Here is a 19,265-nt window from a genome sequence, read left to right as displayed (position 1 = left end):
GGCGCGGCGCGACACGCTGCCGCAGCGGCCGCACACAGTCGCAGCAACGAAAAACGGCGCCCCGGGCGCCGTTTTTCGTCAGGCAGGTCGAATGCAGCGGGGACGGCCCACTCATTGCGGCGTCGCGCGCGGGCTACCATGATCCGCACCGGCGCCCGAAGCAGGCTCCTGCGCTCTCAGCCGCGCGCTCAGCTCCTTGAATTTCAGCCCGGCCGTCTCGTCGCCCTGCGCGGCCGCGGCCGCGTAATACGCGCGCGCGATGTTCAGGTTCTGCGTGACGCCGTCGCCACCGCGCTCGTAGAACGACGCGGTCACGTACTGTGCGGTCGGCTCGCCCGCGTCGGCCGCCTGCTTGTACCACTCGAACGCCCGCCGGTTGTCGCGCGGCGTGCCGCGCCCGTCGAGGAACTGGTTCGCGAGCGACAGCTCGGCCTGCACGTGCCCCTGCTTCGCCGCGCGCAGGAACCAGCGGTGCGCTTCGGCCGGGTTGCGCGCAACGAACTCGCCGTCGTCGAACATGCGCCCGTACACGTACTGCGCATGCGACATGTTCGCGTCGGCCGCCCGCTTCAGCCAGCGCAGCCCTTCGTCAACGTTCGCGCTCACGCCGACACCGGTGAGCAGCATCATCGCGTAGTTGAACTGCGCGAGCCGGTCGCCGCGTTCGGCCGCGTCGTGGAACTGCACCAGCGCCGCGCGATAGTCGCCCGCGTTGTAGTCGGCCACCGCGGATTGCGTCTCGCGCGCCGGGTCCGGCTTCGCGTGCGGCGCATTCTGCGCAACCGCCGCGACGCATACGGCCCACAGCCCGAGCAGCGCGCCGATCCGCCCGCGTACGCCGGTCGTACGCCGCACACCTTCGTGCCCCGCGCCGTCGCCATCGTTCATGACCGCACCTCCTGCAGCGCCTGGCGCGTCGCACGCAGCAGCCAGCTCACGTCGGCGGACAGCGAGATCATCCGGAAGCCGGCCTCGCGATACTGGCGCGCGGTCGCGGTATCGCTCGCGAAGATGCCGACCGCGACGCCGGCCTGCTTGCCGGCCGCGAGCACGCGCGCGATCGCGGTTTCGACGTCCGGATGGCGGCTGTCGCCGAGGTGCCCGAGGCTCGCCGCCAGATCGGCCGGGCCGACGAACAGGCAGTCGACGCCCGGCGTCGCGGCGATCCGCTCGACTTCGTCGATGCCGCGCGCCGATTCGATCTGCACGATCACCGCGACCTGCGCGTTCGCCGTCTGCAGGTAATCGCGACGCATGCCGAACGCCGCCGCACGCACCATGCCGGCCACGCCGCGCAGCCCGTCGGGGGAATCCGGCGACGGGAAGCGCGTGAGCCGCACCGCGTGCGCGGCCTCGCCGGGCGTCTCGATGCACGGGAACATCAGCGTGCGCGCGCCGGCGTCGAGCGCGCGCTTCACGAGCCACGGCTCGCGCCCCGGCACGCGCACGACGGGCTCGCTCGGCAGATGCGCGGCGGCCAGCGCGCGCAGTTGCGACGCGACGTCGCGGCTGTCGTTCGGAGCATGCTCCATGTCGATGCAGAGCCAATCGTAGCCGGCGTGCGCGAGCGCTTCCGCGGCCGAATCGCAGCCGAGCGACAGCCACAGGCCGTACAGCGGCTCGTCGCCGTCGTGCAGGCGTTGTTTGAGGGAATTGGTGAGCGTGCTCATCGATACGGGCTCCTGGACGGAACGGCAATCGAACGGGACAAGCAACAGGCGAAGCGGGCGCAATACGCCGGGCCGCCATGCCCGGCGGCGCCGGACCGGGCCCTGGAACGTCAGTCGGCCGTGAGCAGCCGATCTGACAGCGCGGGCCGCGCGAGGCCGCACGGATGCGTTTTCCGGTGCCACGCAACGATCATAGCGCGGCGTTACGCGGAATGTGGGAACAGGCGGGGAACAGCGCCGGGCGAGGCTGCGCGGCGCGGCGGCAGGCAGCCCGCGCCGGCTGGCGGGGCTGCCGGGAAGGCAGGATCAGCGGCCGGGCTGGCGCTCGACGTCGGCCCAGCAGTTCGGCGTTTCGTACAGGCGCACGCGCTCCAGGCGCAGGTTCACGCCGTAGTGCGCGTCGTACACATTCGCGAGGATGTCGAACGCGATCGCCGCGAGGTTCTCGACGGTCGGGATCCGGTCGAGCACGACGGTCTTGTGGTCGGCCATCTGCTCGAGGAACGAGCGCACGACTTCGTCGCGCGCATAGACCAGGAACGCGTGATCCCACTTGTTGACGAGGTGCTCGACCGCGAGCGCCTTCACGTCGGCGAAGTCCATCACCATGCCGCGGTCGGGCGCCCCCTCGGTATCGACGAGATCGCCGCGCAGCGTGACTTCGAGCACGTAGCGATGGCCGTGCAGGTTGCGGCACTGGCTGCGGTGATCGGGAATGCGGTGGCCCGCGTCGAATTCGAGTTTTCGGGTAATCAGCACGATGTCAAAAGCCGTGGCTCAGGGAATGTTCAGATATTTGTGGGTCTGCATCGACAGCCGCCACTGCGGATGCCGCTTGCACCAGTCGATCGCGAGCTTGGTATTGAGATCGCGCGACGGGCCGTCCATCGGCTGCACGAGAAAATACTCGAAATCGAGCTTCGCGTAGTCGGCCAGCCGCTGGTTGTCCTGCGGGATCACGACCTTCAGTTCGTTGCCCTTCGTGACGACGAGCGGCGCGTCGGCCTTCGGGCTCACGCAGATCCAGTCGATCGTCTCGAGCACCGGCAGCGAGCCGTTGGTCTCGATCGCGATCTCGAAGCCCGCCGCGTGCAGCGCGTCGACGAGCGGCTGGTCGAGCTGCAGCATCGGCTCGCCGCCCGTGCAGACGACGAAGCGATGCGCCTCGCCGTCCGGCCACAGGCCGGCGATCGTCGCGACGAGCGCGTCAGCGTCCTTGAACTTGCCGCCGTTCTCGCCGTCGGTGCCGACGAAGTCCGTATCGCAGAAGCGGCACACGGCGTCCGCCCGATCCTCTTCGCGGCCCGACCACAGATTGCAGCCGGCGAACCGGCAGAACACGGCCGGACGGCCCGCGTTCGCGCCCTCGCCCTGCAACGTGTAGAAAATTTCCTTGACCGCGTAAGTCATCGTGCTTCGTCCGGCTCGCGCCGCTCGTTGTCGATCAGAATCCGTTGTCCATCAAGCGCTGCCCGCACCCGCGTCACAGCGGTGCTTCGGTCACGCGCTCGCCCTTCAGGTAGGCCTCGTAGCCGCGCTTGCGCAGCTTGCAGGCCGGGCATTCGCCGCAGCCGAAGCCCCAGTCGTGCAGTTCCGCGCGCTCACCCACATAGCACGTGTGCGTCTCGACGCGGATCAGCTCAACGAGCGCCTCGCCGCCGAGTTGTTCGGCGAGTTGCCAGGTCTGTGCCTTGTCCAGCCACATCAGCGGCGTCTCGAGCACGACGCGCGTATCCATCCCGAGGTTCAGCGCGACCTGCAGCGCCTTCATCGTATCGTCGCGGCAGTCCGGGTAGCCCGAGAAATCGGTCTCGCACATCCCGCCGACCAGCACGCGCAAGCCGCGACGATAGGCGATCGCGGCCGCGATCGTCATGAACAGCAGGTTGCGGCCCGGCACGAACGTGTTCGGCAAGCCGTTCGCCGCGGTCTCGATCTCGATCGTGCGCGTCATCGCGGTATCGCTGATCGCGCCGAGCACCGACAGGTCGACCATGTGATCGTCGCCGAGGCGGTCCGCCCAGGCGGGAAACTGATGCTTCAGCGCGTCGCGCACACCTTCGCGACATTCGAGTTCGACGCGGTGGCGCTGGCCGTAATCGAAGCCGAGCGTCTCGACCGTCTGGTAGCGTTCGAGGGCCCACGCCACGCACGTGGTCGAGTCCTGCCCGCCGGAAAACAACACGAGCGCGCCGTCTTTAGCGTCTGTCCGAATCACCGTGATACTCCGTGAATGTGTAGGCTCGCGTCGCGCTGCGCCCCGGGGCCGGCTGCCGCCGGGCGGCCCGACGCGTGCCGGCCTGCGCCGGCTCGACCAGTATAGGCAGCGCGGTCGGCCGCGAACGCGGCGGAGCGCTTATACCGCCCATCGCGCGGCATCGTTGCCGCACATCACGGCAGCGCCTGCGGGCAGCCTTGCCGTGCGCATGAAGCGATGCGCTAAGTCATTGAGCGGGCACGGATTTTATCACGCCCCGGCGAATGCTGCCGGGCGCACCGCCGATGCCACGCAAACCCACCACAAACGAAAAACCCCAAGAACCTTCCGATTCTTGGGGTTGGAACTGCTGGTGGCCTGGGACGGAATCGAACCATCGACACGCGGATTTTCAATCCGCTGCTCTACCAACTGAGCTACCGGGCCAACGAAGAAACAAAGTATATCGAGCTTTATTGTGTCGCACAAGGGGTTTCGTGAAATTTCTTATACGGCCCCTTCCGACGGCTTCTTGCCGAGCTCGACGCCGAGCTGCTTGAGCTTGCGATACAGGTGCGTGCGCTCGAGGCCCGTCTTCTCCGCGACGCGCGTCATGCTGCCGTTCTCGCGCGCGAGGTGATATTCGAAGTACGCGCGCTCGAACGCGTCGCGCGCTTCGCGCAACGGGATGTCGAACGGAATCGCCGCCGTCTGGCCCGCGAGGCCGAGCGCCGCGGCCATGTCGTCGCCGAGCGTCGGCAGCGCGGCGGCGGACGCGACCGCCGCCGGACCCGATGCCTGGCCGCCGCCCGCCTTCGCCGCCGCGTTGGCAGACACCGGTGCCGCGCCGCGCGCGAGACCATGCTCGACCGACTTCAGCAGCTTCTGCAGCGCGATCGGCTTCTCCAGGAAATCGAGTGCGCCGATCTTCGTCGCCTCGACGGCCGTGTCGATCGTCGCGTGCCCGGACATCATGATCACGGGCATCGTCAACAGGCCCTGCGCCGCCCATTCCTTGAGCAGCGTGACGCCGTCGGTATCGGGCATCCAGATATCGAGCAGCACGAGATCGGGCGCCTGATTCAGGCGGTATTCCCGCGCGGCCTGCGCGTTCTCCGCCGCCTCGACGACATGTCCTTCATCGCTGAGGATCTCCGAGAGCAATTCCCGGATGCCCATTTCATCATCTACCACCAGGATGGTTGCCATTTACGCTGCCTTTGTCTGCACACTTGCTTTTGTCTTGGCGGGAGCCGTCCCGCCCTGCGCGCCGGATTCGACGCCTGGCGTATCGCTCGCCATCTGCAGGAACAGGATCGACACCTGCGCACCCTCGACGGTCTCGCCGTGCATGCGATTGCGCAGATCGATCCGCGCGCCGTGCTCGTCGACGATTTTCTTGACCGTGGCCAACCCGAGCCCCGTGCCCTTCGCCTTCGTCGTCACGTAAGGCTCGAACGCACGGGTCAGGATGCGTGCCGGAAAACCGGGCCCGTTGTCGGACACGGTAAGACGTACCGCGACGCGCGTTTTGCCCTCGGCGTCGGGGTCGCCATATTCTACTGTCTTGGTTTCGATCAACACACGCGGATGCGCGACTTCCGCGACCGAATCCTGCGCGTTCTGCAGCAGGTTGTGAATCACCTGGCGCAGTTGCGTCGCGTCGCCGCGGATCACCGGCAGCGACGGCGCGAGTTCGGCGACGATCGCGCTCTTGCCTTCGCCGACACCATACAGCCCGAGCACCTCGCTCGCCAGTTCGTTCAGCTGCAGGTTGGCGAGCACCGCCGGCGGCGTGCGCGCATATTCGCGGAAGTCGTCGACCATCCGCTTCATCGCGGCCACCTGGTTGACGATCATCGTCGCGCCGCGCTTGAGCACGTCAGCATCGGGCGGCGCGAGCTTGTCGGACAGCTTCATCTGCAGCCGCTCGGCCGACAGCTGGATCGGCGTCAGCGGGTTCTTGATCTCGTGCGCGAGACGCCGCGCGACCTCGCCCCATGCGACCGAACGCTGCGCGGAAATCACGTCGGAGATGTCGTCGAACACGACGACGTAGCCGGACGTCTGCGGATCGTCGGCCTCGCCCTCGACGGTCGATACGAGGCGCGCGCCGCGTACGAGCAAGGTCAGCGGATCGGCTTCGCCCGGCACTTCGATCGCGAACTGCTGCTGCCAGTGGCCGCGATCGCCGCTGCCGTCGTCGGACGCCGCTTCGCGATCGGCGAACGCCTTGCGCACCATCGCGCCGAATTCCGCGACGACGCCGATCCGGTCGAGCGCCGTGCCGATCATCGCGCCGAACGGCTGGCGGAAAATGCGCTCGGCGCCGCGGTTGGCCGTCGTCAGCCGGAACTGGCGGTCGAGCACGAACACGCCGGCGGTCAGGTTCGCGAGGATGCTCTCGAGATACGTCTTCGAATGCTCGAGCGCGACGCGGTTCTTCTCGACCGCGAGCCGCGCCTCGGACAGCTGGCGCGTCATCGCATTGAACGACTGCGTGAGGAAGCCGAGCTCGTCGCGCGACTTGATCTCGCGCTTCGGCGTGTAGTCGCCTTCCGTGATCTCCTTCGTGCCCTGCGCGAGCAGGAACAGCGGCCGCGCGAGCTGCTGGCCGAGCGCGAGCGCGAGCATCATCGCGATGAAGGTCGCGAGGAACAGCGCGAGCGTCAGCGTGCCGATGTACATCTTGCGCAGCCCGGTGCGGCCGAGCGATTTTTCCTGGTACTCGCGATACGCGCGCTGCACCGCGTCGGCATTGTGCGCGAGCGTGGGCGGCACCGGCTGCGTGAGTTGCAGGAATCGCTCCGCCGGCTGCAGCAGCGACGTCGTCGCGTCGGGAATCGGCCGCACGACACGCAGCCGCAATGCGCCCTTCGCGCCATGCGCGCGCGGGTCGCCGTCGACTTCGCCCTCGATCGCCGCGTACGCGCCGTGTTCGCGCGCCTGGCTCAACATCAGCTGCGTCGGCAGGTCGTCCGGAATCAGCGCGGCGAAATTGCCCGATGCCTGCGCGACGATGTGCAGCTCGGGCGCCGCGCCGGACCCGCCGCGGCTCGGCTCGACGATCGTCGCATCCTGCACGCCGAACTGGTCGCGCAAGCGCAAGAGCGTGAGCGTCGTGCCGTTCGTGTTCGCATCGACGCTCGCGAGCTGGTCGGACATCAGCCGCGCCTTCGTCTGCAGGTCGGACAGCGACGCGTCGAGCATCCCGCGGCCGAGGTTCAGGCCGGCCGTCAGCGCGGTCTCGACGTTCACGTCGAACCACGACTCGATACTGCGCGACACGAACTGGTACGACACGATGTAGATGATCCCGCCCGGCACCACGCCGACGAGCGCGAAGAACACCGCGAGCTTCGCGAGCAGCCGCGTGCCGAACTTGCCCTTCCTCAGGCGCACGACGATCATCCCGATCAGCCCGAGCACCACGAGCAGGAACACGAGCGCGACGACGATGTTCGTCGCGTACAGCCACGAGTAGTAGCGGTCGAAGAATTCGGTGTTCGCGCTCGCGGCCGCGAGCAGCACGAGCAGCAGCAGTGCGGTGATCGCGACGGTCGAGACGATCACGCGAACGAGGAGGCTCTTCCCGCTGGCCGCGCGGCGCACTTTATTTAGCACGTTCGGTCACCGTGAAAGTAAAGCGCTTCCAGTCCGACCCGAGCGTCCAGTCGCGGTTGTTCACCGCGTCGACCTGGAACGGCTTCGGCATCAGCGCCGTATCGAGCTGCATCCGCACCGAGGCCGTGTAGGTTTCGCCGGCACGCACCTGGTTGCGGTCGATCACGTGCCACGACGTGATGTGCCGGACGACCGCGAGCGCGTCCTTCAGCGACGGGAAGCCGAGTTGCAGGCCGCCCGTCGACACGCGGTACTCGCGCGTGAGCGGCTGGAACGACAGCCGGATCGTCTGCGACACCGACACCGGCTGCTCGTCGAACCAGTACCAGCGCGCGCGGCCCAGTTCGAAGTCGGTCGTGAAGTAAAGCGGGATGCCCTTGTTGACGGCATCCTCGAGGTTCGGATTCAGCTCGAAATCGAAGCGGGCATCGAGGCTCCAGCCGCTTCCGTCAGCCTGCAGCGATGCGCGCTGCACGGCGATCGACTCGGCGCGCGCCGGCCGAACGACCGTCAGGCACAGCGTCAACGCGACCAGCAGGACGGCCGCAAGCCGAAGTGGAAAAAGGTGTTTGATCGTCACCGTTTCTGAAACCGCGCGTAGAAGAATCCGTCGTGATCGGTGTTCTGGTCGCGTGCGCCGGCCGCCCCGCCGTGCACGCCGCCCGGCAGCAGTTGGCCGGGCGCGTCCAATCGTACCGCATCTTCACAGGCCGCTTCAAACCAGCGCGCCTGCAACTCACCTTCCTCGGGGAAGATCGAACAGGTCACGTAGAGCAGTTCGCCGCCCGGCTTCACGAGCGGCCACAACGCGCTCAGGATGCGGCGCTGTTCCGCGACGAGCGCGGCGATGTCGGCTTCGCGGCGCAGCCAGCGGATGTCGGGATGACGGCGCACGATGCCGGACGCCGAGCACGGCACGTCGGCCAGGATGCGGTCGAACGGACGGCCGTCGTACCACGCGTGCGGCGCGCCCGCGTCGCCGACGCGCACGTCCGCCGCGAGCGACAGGCGCGCGAGGTTCTCGCCGATACGCGCCGCGCGCGTCGCGTCGCTTTCGAGCGCAACGACTTCCGCGTCGGCCAGTTCGAGGATATGCCCGGTCTTGCCGCCCGGTGCCGCGCACGCGTCGAGCACGCGCATGCCGTCGCGCGCACCGAGCCATTCGGCCGCGAGTTGCGCGCCGGCGTCCTGCACCGACACGACGCCGTCGGCAAAGCCCGGAATACGATCGACCGGCAGCGCCGACGCGAGCCGCACCGCGTGACGGCCGATCGCGGTCGCGTCGATCCCGCTCGCACGCAGCGTGTCGAGATACGCGTCGACGCTCGCGCGGCGCGCGTTCACGCGCAGCGTCAGCGGCCCCTGGCGCTCGCCGGCCGCGAGGATCGCCTGCCATGCGTCCGGCCACGCGCGCTTCACCGCATCGACCCACCAGGCGCGGTAATTCCAGCGCGCGACGGGATCGTCCTGCAGCGTCGCGACGAGCGCATCGCGCTCGCGCAGGAAACGCCGCAGCACCGCGTTGACCAGCCCCTTCGCGAACGCGTATTCGCGTCGCGCGCCGATTACAGTCACGGCCTGGTCGACGATCGTGAACGCCGGATATGCAGCCGTTTCCTCCGGATCGAGCAGCAGCGTGAATGCGCCGGCGAGCACCGCATGCACGTGCGCGGGCGGCGCCTTGCTGACGAGCCGGCCGATCAGCCAATCGGCGCTCCCGAGACGACGCATCGTCCGGTATGCAACGTCCTGCGTCGCGCCACGCGCAAGCGCCTGCGTGCCGGCCGGCATCTGCGCAAACACCGCGGCGAGCGCCGCCGGCAGCGCGGTGCCGCGCCGCACCGCATCGACTGCCTGCGCGGCCGCGTCGAGCGCGAAGCCCAGCGAATCGGGCGCGAGATGCAGCGCGGACGGGCGCGCCGGGCGGCCGGAGGAAGACGGGGCGGAGGAACGGGTTCGTGTCATCGGAACGGAATCGGCAATCAAGCGCGGCAAGCAGGTACGGCAAACACAGGCGGCAAACGGCGGGATCACAACGGCCCCGAGGCCGCGCGATTCCAAACCGCGCATTGTAGCGTGCGACCGCGCGAACCCTTTGGCCCCTTTACGGCGCGCAGAAATGAAAAACCCCGCAGCGCGAAGCGTGCGGGGTGGTATGGCGCCCCCGCGCGGCAATGGCCGCGCGATACGCCGGGGATCAATCGAAGCGGCCGGTACGGGCCATCTCCATCAGGCGCGCGATGCGTTCCTCGGTCGCCGGGTGCGTGGAGAACAGGTTCTGCAGGCCGCCGCCGTGCAGCGGGTTCATGATCATCATCTGCGCGGTGGCCGGATGCGCTTCGGCCGCCTGGAACGGGATGCCGGCCGCATAGCGATGGATCTTGTCGAGCGCGGTGGCGAGCGACTGCGGATCGCCGGAGATCTGCGCGCCGCCGCGGTCGGCCTCGAACTCGCGCGCCCGCGAGATCGCCATCTGGATCAGCGCACCGGCGATCGGCGCGAGCAGCGCGACCGCGATCCCCGCGATCGGGTTGGCCGGACGGCCGTTTTCGTCGCGGCCGCCGAAGAACATCGCGAAGTTGGCCAGCGCCGAAATCGCGCCCGCCATCGTCGCGGTGATCGTCGAGATCAGGATGTCGCGGTGCTTCACGTGTGCGAGCTCGTGCGCCATCACGCCGCGCATCTCGCGCTCGGACAGCACGCGCAGGATGCCCGTCGTCGCGGCGACCGCCGCGTGCTCGGGGTTGCGGCCCGTGGCGAACGCGTTCGGCGCGTCCTCGTTGATCAGGTAGACGCGCGGCATCGGCAGGTTCGCGCGCGTGGCGAGCTCGCGCACCATCCGGTAGAACTGCGGCGCCGTGTTCTCGTCGACTTCCTGCGCGTTGTACATGCGCAGCACCATCTTGTCGGAGAACCAGTATGAGAAGAAATTCATGCCGAGCGCGAACAGCAGCGCGATCGTCATGCCGCGCGAGCCACCGATCATGCCGCCGATCACGATGAACAGGGCCGTGATCGCGGCCATCAGCATCGCCGTTTTGACCCAATTGAACATACCCACTCCTTATCCGTCAGGGGACCCGCCGACATCACAGTGCGCGGCGGAAAATTGTAAGCGATTTGTTAGATAAGGTCTTGCCGGAAAAATTCAATTTCAGCGTTGCGTCGCCGCGAGCCGCAGCCCGAGGCCGACGAAGGCGCTGCCCACCGTGCGATCCAGCCATTTCCTGACGCCCGGCTTGCCGGAAAAGCGCTGCGTGACGCTACCCGCGACCCACGCGACGATGCAGCTCCAGACGGTGCTCATCACGAGGAACACCGACCCGAGGGCCAGGAACGCCAGCGCCTTGTGCGGGCTGTCGGCCGACACGAACTGCGGGAAGAACGACACGAAGAACAGCACGACCTTCGGATTCAGCACGTTGGTCCAGAAACCCTGCATGAACAGCTGGCGCAGCGGCTTCGCGGCCCTGGCCTGCGCCGCCTCGGCGCCTGCCGGCGCGGCGGCCTGCTTCGTGACGATCATGCGCACGCCGAGGTAGATCAGGTAAGCGGCACCGACCAGCTTGATCGCCGTGAACGCGGCGGCCGACGCCGCGAGCAGCGCGGTCAGGCCGAATGCGCACGCAAGCGCGTGCACGCAACAGCCGGCCGAGATGCCGAGCGCCGACATCAGCCCCGCGCCACGGCCCTGCGCGACGCTGCGGCCGACGATGTACGCCGTATCGGGGCCGGGCGTGACGTTCAGCAGGAAGACCGCGAGCACGAAGAAGCCGAAATGGGTGATGCCAAGCATGAGAACCTCGAAACCGGAATGCGCAGGGAAATTCTACGCGCGCCTGCCGCGCCGCGCGACTCGACCATCCGGCCGAATGCGTGCGATCGCGTGCGGCCGGCAGGTCGGCAGATCGGGTCGAATGACGCTCAGGCCGCGTCAGGCAACGCGAAGCGCTGGCCCGCGGCGAGCGGCGAGCCGGCCAGGAATTCGCGCGCGGGCAGCCGCTTGCCGCCCGGTTTCTGCAGTTGCGTGACGCGCAGCGCGCCGCTGCCGCAGGCGACGACCACGCCCTCCGGCGCAGCCTCGACGATCGTGCCGGGCGCCACGTCGACCGTCGTGCCGCGCGCCGCCACCGGCTCGGCCGCCCACAGCTTGATTGCCGCGCCGTCGAGCGTGGCGACGCCGCCCGGGAACGGGTCGAACGCGCGCACCTGGCGCGCGAGCACGTCGGCCGGCTTGCGCCAGTCGAGCGCCGCTTCGTGCTTGCCGATCTTTTCCGCATAGGTCACGCCGTCGGCCGGCTGCGGCGTGGCGGGCAGCGTGCCGTCGCGCTCGAGCCGCACCAGCGCATCGACGATCAGCCGCGCGCCGTCGGCGGCGAGCCGGTCGTGCAGCGTGGCGGTCGTATCGTCGGGCGCGATCGCGACGCGCGCTTCCTCGATCATCGCGCCGGTGTCGAGACCGACGTCCATCTGCATCAGCGTGACGCCCGTCTCGGCGTCACCGGCCTCGATCGCGCGGTGGATCGGCGCGGCGCCGCGCCAGCGCGGCAACAGCGACGCGTGGATGTTGATGCAGCCGGCACGCGGAATGTCGAGCACTTCCTGCGGCAGCAGCAGGCCGTATGCGGCGACCACCATCACGTCGTGCGGGGTCGCGCGCAGCAGCTCGATCGCGTCGGCCGCCTCGGCCGGGTACTTGCCCGCGCGGCGCAGCGACGGCGGCTGCGCGACGGGCATCCCGTGCTCGACGGCATAGCGCTTCACGGCGCTCGCCTGCAGTTTCATCCCGCGCCCGGCAGGGCGATCGGGCTGGGTGAGCACGAGCGGCACCGGAAAACCGGCCTCGTGGATCGCGGCGAGTGCGGCCGCGGCGAATTCCGGCGTGCCGGCAAAAATCACGCGCAACGTATGGGTCATGACAGCGTTCGGGATCGGGCTGGGCACACGCGCGTCACATCGCGCGTTCGAGTTTCTTCATCTTCGTCTTGATGCGGGTCTGCTTCAGCGGCGACAGATATTCGACGAACACGCGCCCCATCAGGTGATCCATCTCGTGCTGCACGCACACGGCCAGGAGGCCCTCGCAGTCGAGCTCGAAGGTCTCGCCGTGCTCGTTGAGCGCACGCACGCGCACGTGGTCGGGACGCTCGACTTCGTCGTAGATCCCGGGCACCGACAGGCAGCCCTCCTCGTAGACCTGCTTCACATCGCTCGACCAGATGATCTCGGGGTTGATGAACGCGCGCAGCTCGTTCTTCTCCTCGGAGATGTCGATCACGATCACGCGCTCGTGCACGTCGACCTGCGTCGCCGCGAGGCCGATGCCCGGCGCGGCGTACATGGTTTCGGCCATGTCGGCGACGAGCTTGCGGATCCGGTCGTCGACCTTGTCGACGGGCTTCGCGACCTTGTGCAGCCGCTTGTCGGGGTAATGAAGAATGTTCAGCAAAGCCATGGTGTTCGGTATTCGGTGGAGCGGCGCGCCGCATCGGCCATCCGGCCGGCTGGCGCCGCCGCCGGGATGCAATGAAGATGAGGCAGACGCGCGGCATATCAACGCCGCGGGTCATGCCTCCTGCAATTGGCCGGGCGCTCGTGCGCGCGGCCCTGTCGAGTATTTCGGATGATGAAAATTTTATCATGGCGCCACGCGGTCCGCTGGCCGCCGCGTTCGAGGGGAGCCTCATGTCGCCGCAAGCGCTGACGACTTCCGCGTTGCGCGCGTGGCTGCAGCTCGCGCATGCACCGGGCATCTCACCTGCCGTGCTGCACGCGCTGCTCGACGCATTCGGCTCGCCGGCGGCGCTGCTGCACGCGTCCGACCAGGCCATCGGCGCGGCGAGCAGTGCTGCCGCCGCGCGGGCGGTGCGCGCCAGCGAGCGGGACGACCTCGACGCATGCACCGACGCCGCACTGGCATGGCTCGATACACCGGGCAACGCGATCGTCACGCTCAACGATCCCGTCTATCCGCCACGGCTGCGCGACCTGCACGATCCGCCGCCGCTGCTATATGTAAAGGGCAGGCTCGACCTGCTGCACGCACGCGGGCTCGCCGTGGTCGGCAGCCGCCATGCGACGCCGCAAGGGCTCGCCGACGCCACGCGCTTCGCACATGCGCTGTCCGACGCGGGACTCGCGATCGTCTCCGGCCTCGCGCTCGGCATCGACGGCGCCGCGCATCGCGGCGGGCTCGACGGCCGCGCCGGCACGATCGCGGTGATCGCGACGGGCGCCGATCTCGTCTATCCGGCGCGGCACCGCACGCTTGCGCACGACATTGCCGCGCGCGGCGCGATCCTGTCCGAATGGCCGCTCGGCACGCCCGCGCGGGCGTCGCATTTCCCGCAGCGCAACCGGCTGATCGCCGCGCTCGCGCTCGGCGTGCTCGTCGTCGAAGCCGCGCCGCGCTCCGGCTCGCTGATCACCGCACGGCTCGCGAACGAGCTGGGCCGCGACGTGTTCGCGATGCCGGGCTCGATCCACGCGCCGCTCGCGCAGGGCTGCCACGCGCTGATCCGCGACGGCGCGAAGCTCGCCGCGACGCCGCTCGACGTGCTCGAGGAGTACGGGCTGGACGAACCGGCGGCGCACATCGCCCACGCCACGGCGAATTCGGGTTCGCGCCCCGATAACGGCGAAACAGCCGACACCGTGGGGCGATGCGCAGGCGAGCATGTCGGGAAATCGGATTCCGCCGCTCCATCCACCGCATCGGCCGGAACCGAAGGCGTGCCGCCCGACGACCCGGCCGAACGATCCGTGCTCACCGCACTAGGATACGGCCCCGTTACTTACGAGTGGCTCGCCGAGCACAGCGGCCTGTCGGATGACGTGCTGCATCGCGCGCTGCTCGCGCTCGAACTGGCCGGCCGCGTCGCGAGCGTGCCCGGCGGACGCTTCGCGCGGCTTGACGTGGCGCCCACTCCGCCCACGTCCGGCGTGCTACAGTCCCCCGCATAGGGCGGCCCGTGCCGCCGACGCTACCCAAGGAATTCCATGCCCGCGCTGAATCTCGACACCGATGCCGATCGGATCGCCGAGCGCCTCGCCGATCCCGACACGCTGCTGGTCGCCTGCCTGTGCGCCGAGTGGTGCGGCACCTGCCGCGACTACCGGACAGCCTTCGACCAGCTTGCCGATACCCATCCCGACGCCTGCTTCGCGTGGATCGACATCGAAACCCATGCCGACCGGCTCGACGATCTCGACGTCGAGAATTTCCCGACGATCCTGATCGAGGACGCGAACACCGCGCGCTTCTTCGGCACGGTGCTGCCGCACGCGACGATCGTCGAACGGATGCTGTCCGACCTGAGCGCCGTGCCCGGCGCGCCGCACGCACCGAAATTGCGCAATATCCTGAACGTCGAGGCGTGAACCGCGCACCGGCCGGGCGGCTTTTCGCGCCGTTGCGCGTGCCGCCGCGCCGGGCGCGCTTGCCGCCGTTGCGGCCCCCCTCTATGATGAGCCGCTTTTTGCACGTCGAGCCGTCGTCGCCGCGGCGTGTGCTATAAAGCCGTCGTAAAAGGGACCCACGCCGGCGAACCCGGTCTACCAACACACATCTGTCATGTCCAAAGCACTGATCATTGCGGAAAAGCCTTCTGTCGCGAACGACATCGCACGCGCTTTGGGCGGCTTTACCAAGCATGACGAATACTTCGAGAGCGACGAATTCGTCCTGTCGTCCGCGGTCGGCCACCTGCTGGAAATCGCCGCCCCGGAAGAGTACGAGGTCAAGCGCGGGAAATGGAGCTTCGCTCATCTGCCCGTCATCCCCCCGCATTTCGACCTGAACCCGATCGCAAAAAGCGAGTCGCGCCTGAAAGTCCTGACCAAGCTGATGAAACGCAAGGACGTCGACCGCCTGATCAACGCATGTGACGCGGGGCGCGAGGGCGAGCTGATTTTCCGCCTGATCGTGCAGCACGCGAAGGCGAAGCAGCCGGTCCAGCGTCTGTGGCTGCAGTCGATGACGCCGCAGGCGATCCGCGACGGTTTCGCGCACCTGCGCACCGACTCGGACATGCAGCCGCTCGCCGACGCCGCACGCTGCCGCTCGGAAGCCGACTGGCTCGTCGGGATCAACGGCACGCGCGCGATGACCGCGTTCAACAGCAAGGGCGGCGGCTTCTTCCTGACGACCGTCGGCCGCGTTCAGACGCCAACCTTGTCGATCGTCGTCGAACGTGAAGAGAAAATCCGCCGCTTCATCCCGCGCGACTACTGGGAAGTGAAGGCCGAATTCGCGTGCGCGGGCGGCTTCTACGAAGGCAAGTGGTACGACCCGAAATTCAAGCGCGACGAATTCGATCCGGAAAAGCGCGACTCGCGCCTGTGGAGCCTGCCGGCCGCCGAAACCATCGTCGCCGCATGCCGCGACCACGTCGGCACGGTGTCCGAGGAATCGAAGCCGTCGACCCAGCTGTCGCCGCTGCTGTTCGACCTGACGAGCCTGCAGCGCGAGGCGAACAGCCGCTTCGGCTTCTCCGCGAAGAACACGCTCGGTCTCGCGCAGGCGCTGTATGAAAAGCACAAGGTACTGACGTACCCGCGTACCGACGCGCGCGCGCTGCCGGAAGACTACATTTCGACGGTGCAGTCCACGCTCGAGATGCTCAAGGAGAGCCACAACTACCTGCCGCATGCGAAGCAGGTGCTCGACAAGGGCTGGGTGAAGCCGAACAAGCGGATCTTCGACAACTCGAAGATCAGCGATCACTTCGCCATCATCCCGACGCTGCAGGCGCCGAAGTCGCTGTCCGAGCCGGAGCAGAAGCTGTACGACATGGTCGTGAAGCGCTTCCTCGCGGTGTTCTTCCCGGCGGCCGAGTTCCGCGTCACGACGCGGATCACCGAAGTCGCCGGCCACCACTTCAAGACCGAAGGCAAGGTGCTGGTCGAGCCGGGCTGGCTGCAGGTGTACGGCCGCGACGCCGAAGGCGCGGACGCGAACCTCGTGCCGGTGCAGAAGAACGAGAAGGTGAAGACGGACGAGATCGCCGCGGTCGCGCTCGTGACGAAACCGCCCGCACGCTACTCGGAAGCGACGCTGCTGTCGGCGATGGAAGGCGCGGGCAAGCTCGTCGAGGACGACGAGCTGCGCGAGGCGATGGCCGCGAAGGGCCTCGGCACGCCGGCGACGCGCGCGGCGATCATCGAAGGCCTGCTCGGCGAGAAGTATCTCGTGCGCGAAGGCCGCGAACTGATCCCGACCGCGAAGGCATTCCAGCTGATGACGCTGCTGCGCGGGCTCGGCGTGAAGGAACTGACCGCGCCCGAGCTCACCGGCGAATGGGAATACAAGCTGTCGCAGATGGAGCGCGGCAACCTCGGGCGCGACGCGTTCATGCAGGAAATCGCCCGCATGACGCAGCAGATCGTCAAGCGCGCGAAGGAATACGATTCCGACACGATCCCCGGCGATTACGCGACGCTCGAGACGCCGTGCCCGAACTGCGGCGGTCAGGTGAAGGAAAACTACCGCCGCTTCGCATGCACGAAGTGCGAGTTCTCGATCTCGAAGATCCCGGGCAGCCGGCAGTTCGAGATCGCGGAAGTCGAGGAGCTGCTGCGGGAGAAGACCATCGGTCCGCTGTCCGGCTTCCGCAGCAAGATGGGCCGTCCGTTCTCGGCGATCCTGAAGCTCTCGTTCGACGACGAAACGAAGAACTACAAGCTCGAGTTCGACTTCGGCCAGGACCAGGGCGGCGAGGAAGGCGAAGCGCCCGACTTCTCCGCGCAGGAACCGGTCGGCGCGTGCCCGAAGTGCAAGGGCCGCGTGTTCGAGCACGGGATGAGCTATGTGTGCGAGCACTCGGTCGCGAATCCGAAGACCTGCGACTTCCGTTCGGGCAAGGTGATCCTGCAGCAGGAAATCACGCGCGAGCAGATGGCGAAGCTGCTGGCCGACGGCCGTACGGATCTGCTGCCGAACTTCAAGTCGTCGCGCACGGGCCGCAACTTCAAGGCGTTCCTCGTGAAGCAGCCGGACGGCAAGATCGGTTTCGAGTTCGAGAAGAAGGAGCCGAAGGCCGCTGCTGCGAAGAAGACGGCAAAATCGGCGACGAAGGATGCCGAAACCGTGACGGAAGGCGCCGACGAGAAACCGGCACCGGCCCGCAAGACCGCCGCCCGCAAGACGACGGCGCGCAAGACGGGCTCCTGACGCACCGGGCGCCGGGGTTTCCCCGGCCCGTAGTACGCCGGTGAAGCGGCGATAAAAAAACGCGGATCGATCGCTCGATCCGCGTTTTTTCTTGGTGCCTGATGCCGGCCGTGCCGGTGCGCGGCCGCCGCGCCGTTACAGCGGCGACGGCACCGCGACGCGCGCGCGCGGCGAACGCGCGAGCCGCGGCTGCAGGTTCGGGTCGGTCGATTCGGGCGGCTCGGCACGTATCTCGACGCCGATCGGCGCAGGCGCCGCACCCTGTGCGGCCCACTGTTCGCCCATCGTCGCGTCGGTCGAGCGGCTGAAATATTCGACGAGGTGGTCGATGAACGTGCGCACCTTCGCGGGCAGGTGGCGCCGGCTCGGATACGCGATGTTGATTTCGACCTGCGGCAGCCGGAAATCCGGCAGCAGCCGGACCAGCGCGCCGCGCGCGATGTCGCTGCCGATCAGGTAGCTGGGCAGGATCGCGACGCCCATCCCGAGCAGCGCGAACTGGCGCAGCATCGCGGTATTGTTCGCGACGATCACGTTGGTCGGGCGCACGCGCACTTCGCCGTCCGGCCCGGTGAACACGCGCTCGTCGCCCCAGTATTCGGTCGGCAGGCTCAGCGCCGGGTGTTCGGCGAGGTGCTCCGGGTGAGTCGGCACGCCGTGCTTTTCCAGGTAGCTCGGCGTCGCGCACACGGTCATGCAGCCCGTGGTCAGCCGACGCGTGACGATGCTCGCGCTGCGCATCTGGCGCGTGACGACGATGCCGACGTCGAAACCTTCCTCGACGAGATCGACCTGGCGGTCGACCAGCGTCAGATCCGGCACCACTTTCGGGAAATTCTCTGTGTACGACTGCAGGACGGGCGCAAGGTTGTGCAGGCCGAACACGACTGGCGCGACGATGCGCAACGTGCCGACCGGCTCGTGATTGCGCGCGACGACCATCTGTTCGACATCCTCGAGCTCATCGAGAATCTGGCGCGCCCGCTCCAGATAGACCTGGCCCGACTCCGTCAGCGAAAGGCTGCGCGTGGTGCGGTTCAGCAGACGCGTGCCGAGCCGGCCTTCCAGATCGGCAACGTGACGCGTCGCGACCGCGTTGGAGATATCCATTGCACTCGCGGCCCGCGCGAAACTGCCGAGATCCGCAACCTTGACGAACACGCGCATCGACTGCAAATGATCCATAAACGACTCCTGCCGCTGTTACAACTTCAAAAAGTTGAAGCAAATGCGTAATTCTCCTACGACAGCGGAAATGATGCAGAGTTGCTCAACAAGGCCGGGGTTGACGATAAAAATAGTCAAAAATCCTCACCCATCGGGAATGGATGATCCAATTATTCTGATTGGAGCAACAATTGGGTGAACCTCGTCGAGTAAGCAGCCGAATCAGGAAGGACGTATTTGACGCGACACGGCAGCGCACCCCGCCACACCCGACGGGAGCGGCGCCGGGTCAGGCCGGCGCCGATTGCGGCGGAGCGTAACAACCTGTTAAAAAGACACCACGACATGCGCCGACGTAGCATCATGTCGGCCCCGGCCGGGCGGGACGGGTGCGCGACGTGCGCCGCCGCCACTGCCGCTTTCAACGCGCGACTCC

The 19,265-nt window shown here is 67.8% G+C and carries 17 protein-coding genes and 1 tRNA gene; 3 read left to right on the top strand and 15 right to left on the bottom strand.

What is annotated here, in order from left to right:
- Positions 1 to 111: 111 nt before the first annotated feature.
- From U4Y91_RS33210 to def, 14 genes are all read right to left on the bottom strand, one after another.
- Positions 112 to 888, bottom strand: coding sequence for a tetratricopeptide repeat protein (locus U4Y91_RS33210; protein ID WP_321808613.1), 777 nt, complete (start codon positions 886 to 888; stop codon positions 112 to 114).
- Positions 885 to 1,670 carry an HpcH/HpaI aldolase family protein gene (locus U4Y91_RS33205; protein WP_321808612.1) on the bottom strand — a complete coding sequence of 262 codons (786 nt, stop codon included), beginning with the start codon at positions 1,668 to 1,670 and terminating at the stop codon, positions 885 to 887. Before U4Y91_RS33205 ends, U4Y91_RS33210 begins: the two co-directional genes overlap by 4 nt.
- 306 nt (positions 1,671 to 1,976) lie before the next feature.
- Positions 1,977 to 2,429 (bottom strand): 6-carboxytetrahydropterin synthase QueD, encoded by a 453-nt coding sequence (gene queD, locus U4Y91_RS33200; RefSeq protein ID WP_044847357.1) that lies wholly within the window; start codon positions 2,427 to 2,429, stop codon positions 1,977 to 1,979.
- An 18-nt stretch (positions 2,430 to 2,447) separates the two neighbouring features.
- The gene (gene queE, locus U4Y91_RS33195; RefSeq protein ID WP_044847356.1) at positions 2,448 to 3,080 is read right to left on the bottom strand and encodes a 7-carboxy-7-deazaguanine synthase; all 633 of its coding nucleotides are present in this window, start codon (positions 3,078 to 3,080) and stop codon (positions 2,448 to 2,450) included.
- 73 nt (positions 3,081 to 3,153) lie between these two features.
- Positions 3,154 to 3,888 carry a 7-cyano-7-deazaguanine synthase QueC gene (queC, locus tag U4Y91_RS33190; protein ID WP_321808611.1) on the bottom strand — a complete coding sequence of 245 codons (735 nt, stop codon included), beginning with the start codon at positions 3,886 to 3,888 and terminating at the stop codon, positions 3,154 to 3,156.
- Positions 3,889 to 4,238: 350 nt separating this feature from the next.
- Positions 4,239 to 4,314, bottom strand: a tRNA-Phe gene (locus U4Y91_RS33185).
- Between the two features lie 60 nt (positions 4,315 to 4,374).
- Positions 4,375 to 5,076: a response regulator transcription factor EsaR gene (gene esaR, locus U4Y91_RS33180; RefSeq protein WP_044847354.1), complete on the bottom strand. Its 702-nt coding sequence runs from the start codon at positions 5,074 to 5,076 to the stop codon at positions 4,375 to 4,377.
- Positions 5,077 to 7,491, bottom strand: a complete 2,415-nt coding sequence (esaS, locus tag U4Y91_RS33175) for a sensor histidine kinase EsaS (RefSeq protein ID WP_321808610.1) — start codon at positions 7,489 to 7,491, stop codon at positions 5,077 to 5,079. It abuts the gene before it with no gap.
- Positions 7,481 to 8,071: a DUF4390 domain-containing protein gene (locus U4Y91_RS33170; RefSeq protein WP_044847362.1), complete on the bottom strand. Its 591-nt coding sequence runs from the start codon at positions 8,069 to 8,071 to the stop codon at positions 7,481 to 7,483. Before U4Y91_RS33170 ends, esaS begins: the two co-directional genes overlap by 11 nt.
- Positions 8,068 to 9,456 (bottom strand): 16S rRNA (cytosine(967)-C(5))-methyltransferase RsmB, encoded by a 1,389-nt coding sequence (gene rsmB, locus U4Y91_RS33165; RefSeq protein WP_321808609.1) that lies wholly within the window; start codon positions 9,454 to 9,456, stop codon positions 8,068 to 8,070. Before rsmB ends, U4Y91_RS33170 begins: the two co-directional genes overlap by 4 nt.
- 232 nt (positions 9,457 to 9,688) lie before the next feature.
- Positions 9,689 to 10,546 carry a zinc metalloprotease HtpX gene (gene htpX, locus U4Y91_RS33160; RefSeq protein WP_006485774.1) on the bottom strand — a complete coding sequence of 286 codons (858 nt, stop codon included), beginning with the start codon at positions 10,544 to 10,546 and terminating at the stop codon, positions 9,689 to 9,691.
- 99 nt (positions 10,547 to 10,645) lie between these two features.
- Positions 10,646 to 11,287 carry a LysE family translocator gene (locus U4Y91_RS33155; RefSeq protein WP_321808608.1) on the bottom strand — a complete coding sequence of 214 codons (642 nt, stop codon included), beginning with the start codon at positions 11,285 to 11,287 and terminating at the stop codon, positions 10,646 to 10,648.
- 128 nt (positions 11,288 to 11,415) lie between these two features.
- Entirely contained in the window at positions 11,416 to 12,408 is a 993-nt protein-coding gene (gene fmt, locus U4Y91_RS33150; protein WP_321808607.1) for a methionyl-tRNA formyltransferase, read from the bottom strand.
- A 34-nt stretch (positions 12,409 to 12,442) separates the two neighbouring features.
- On the bottom strand, positions 12,443 to 12,946 hold the full coding sequence (def, locus tag U4Y91_RS33145; protein WP_321808606.1) for a peptide deformylase: 504 nt from the start codon (positions 12,944 to 12,946) through the stop codon (positions 12,443 to 12,445).
- A 185-nt stretch (positions 12,947 to 13,131) separates the two neighbouring features.
- On the opposite strand from def, the gene dprA reads away from it, so the two are divergent.
- From dprA to U4Y91_RS33130, 3 genes are all read left to right on the top strand, one after another.
- The gene (gene dprA / locus U4Y91_RS33140; protein ID WP_321808605.1) at positions 13,132 to 14,454 is read left to right on the top strand and encodes a DNA-processing protein DprA; all 1,323 of its coding nucleotides are present in this window, start codon (positions 13,132 to 13,134) and stop codon (positions 14,452 to 14,454) included.
- Positions 14,455 to 14,490: 36 nt separating this feature from the next.
- The gene (locus U4Y91_RS33135) at positions 14,491 to 14,871 is read left to right on the top strand and encodes a thioredoxin family protein (protein WP_044847347.1); all 381 of its coding nucleotides are present in this window, start codon (positions 14,491 to 14,493) and stop codon (positions 14,869 to 14,871) included.
- Positions 14,872 to 15,064: 193 nt separating this feature from the next.
- A complete protein-coding gene (locus U4Y91_RS33130) occupies positions 15,065 to 17,662 on the top strand; it encodes a DNA topoisomerase III (protein WP_321808604.1) in 2,598 nt (865 codons plus the stop codon).
- 135 nt (positions 17,663 to 17,797) lie between these two features.
- Here U4Y91_RS33130 and U4Y91_RS33125 read toward each other — a convergent pair whose 3' ends face one another.
- Positions 17,798 to 18,847, bottom strand: a complete 1,050-nt coding sequence (locus U4Y91_RS33125) for a LysR family transcriptional regulator (protein ID WP_321808603.1) — start codon at positions 18,845 to 18,847, stop codon at positions 17,798 to 17,800.
- Positions 18,848 to 19,265 lie beyond the last annotated feature (418 nt).

The sequence above is a fragment of the Burkholderia sp. BCC1993 genome, from assembly GCF_905339865.1.
Taxonomy (GTDB): domain Bacteria; phylum Pseudomonadota; class Gammaproteobacteria; order Burkholderiales; family Burkholderiaceae; genus Burkholderia.
This window is presented reverse-complemented; position numbering and strand designations above follow the sequence as displayed.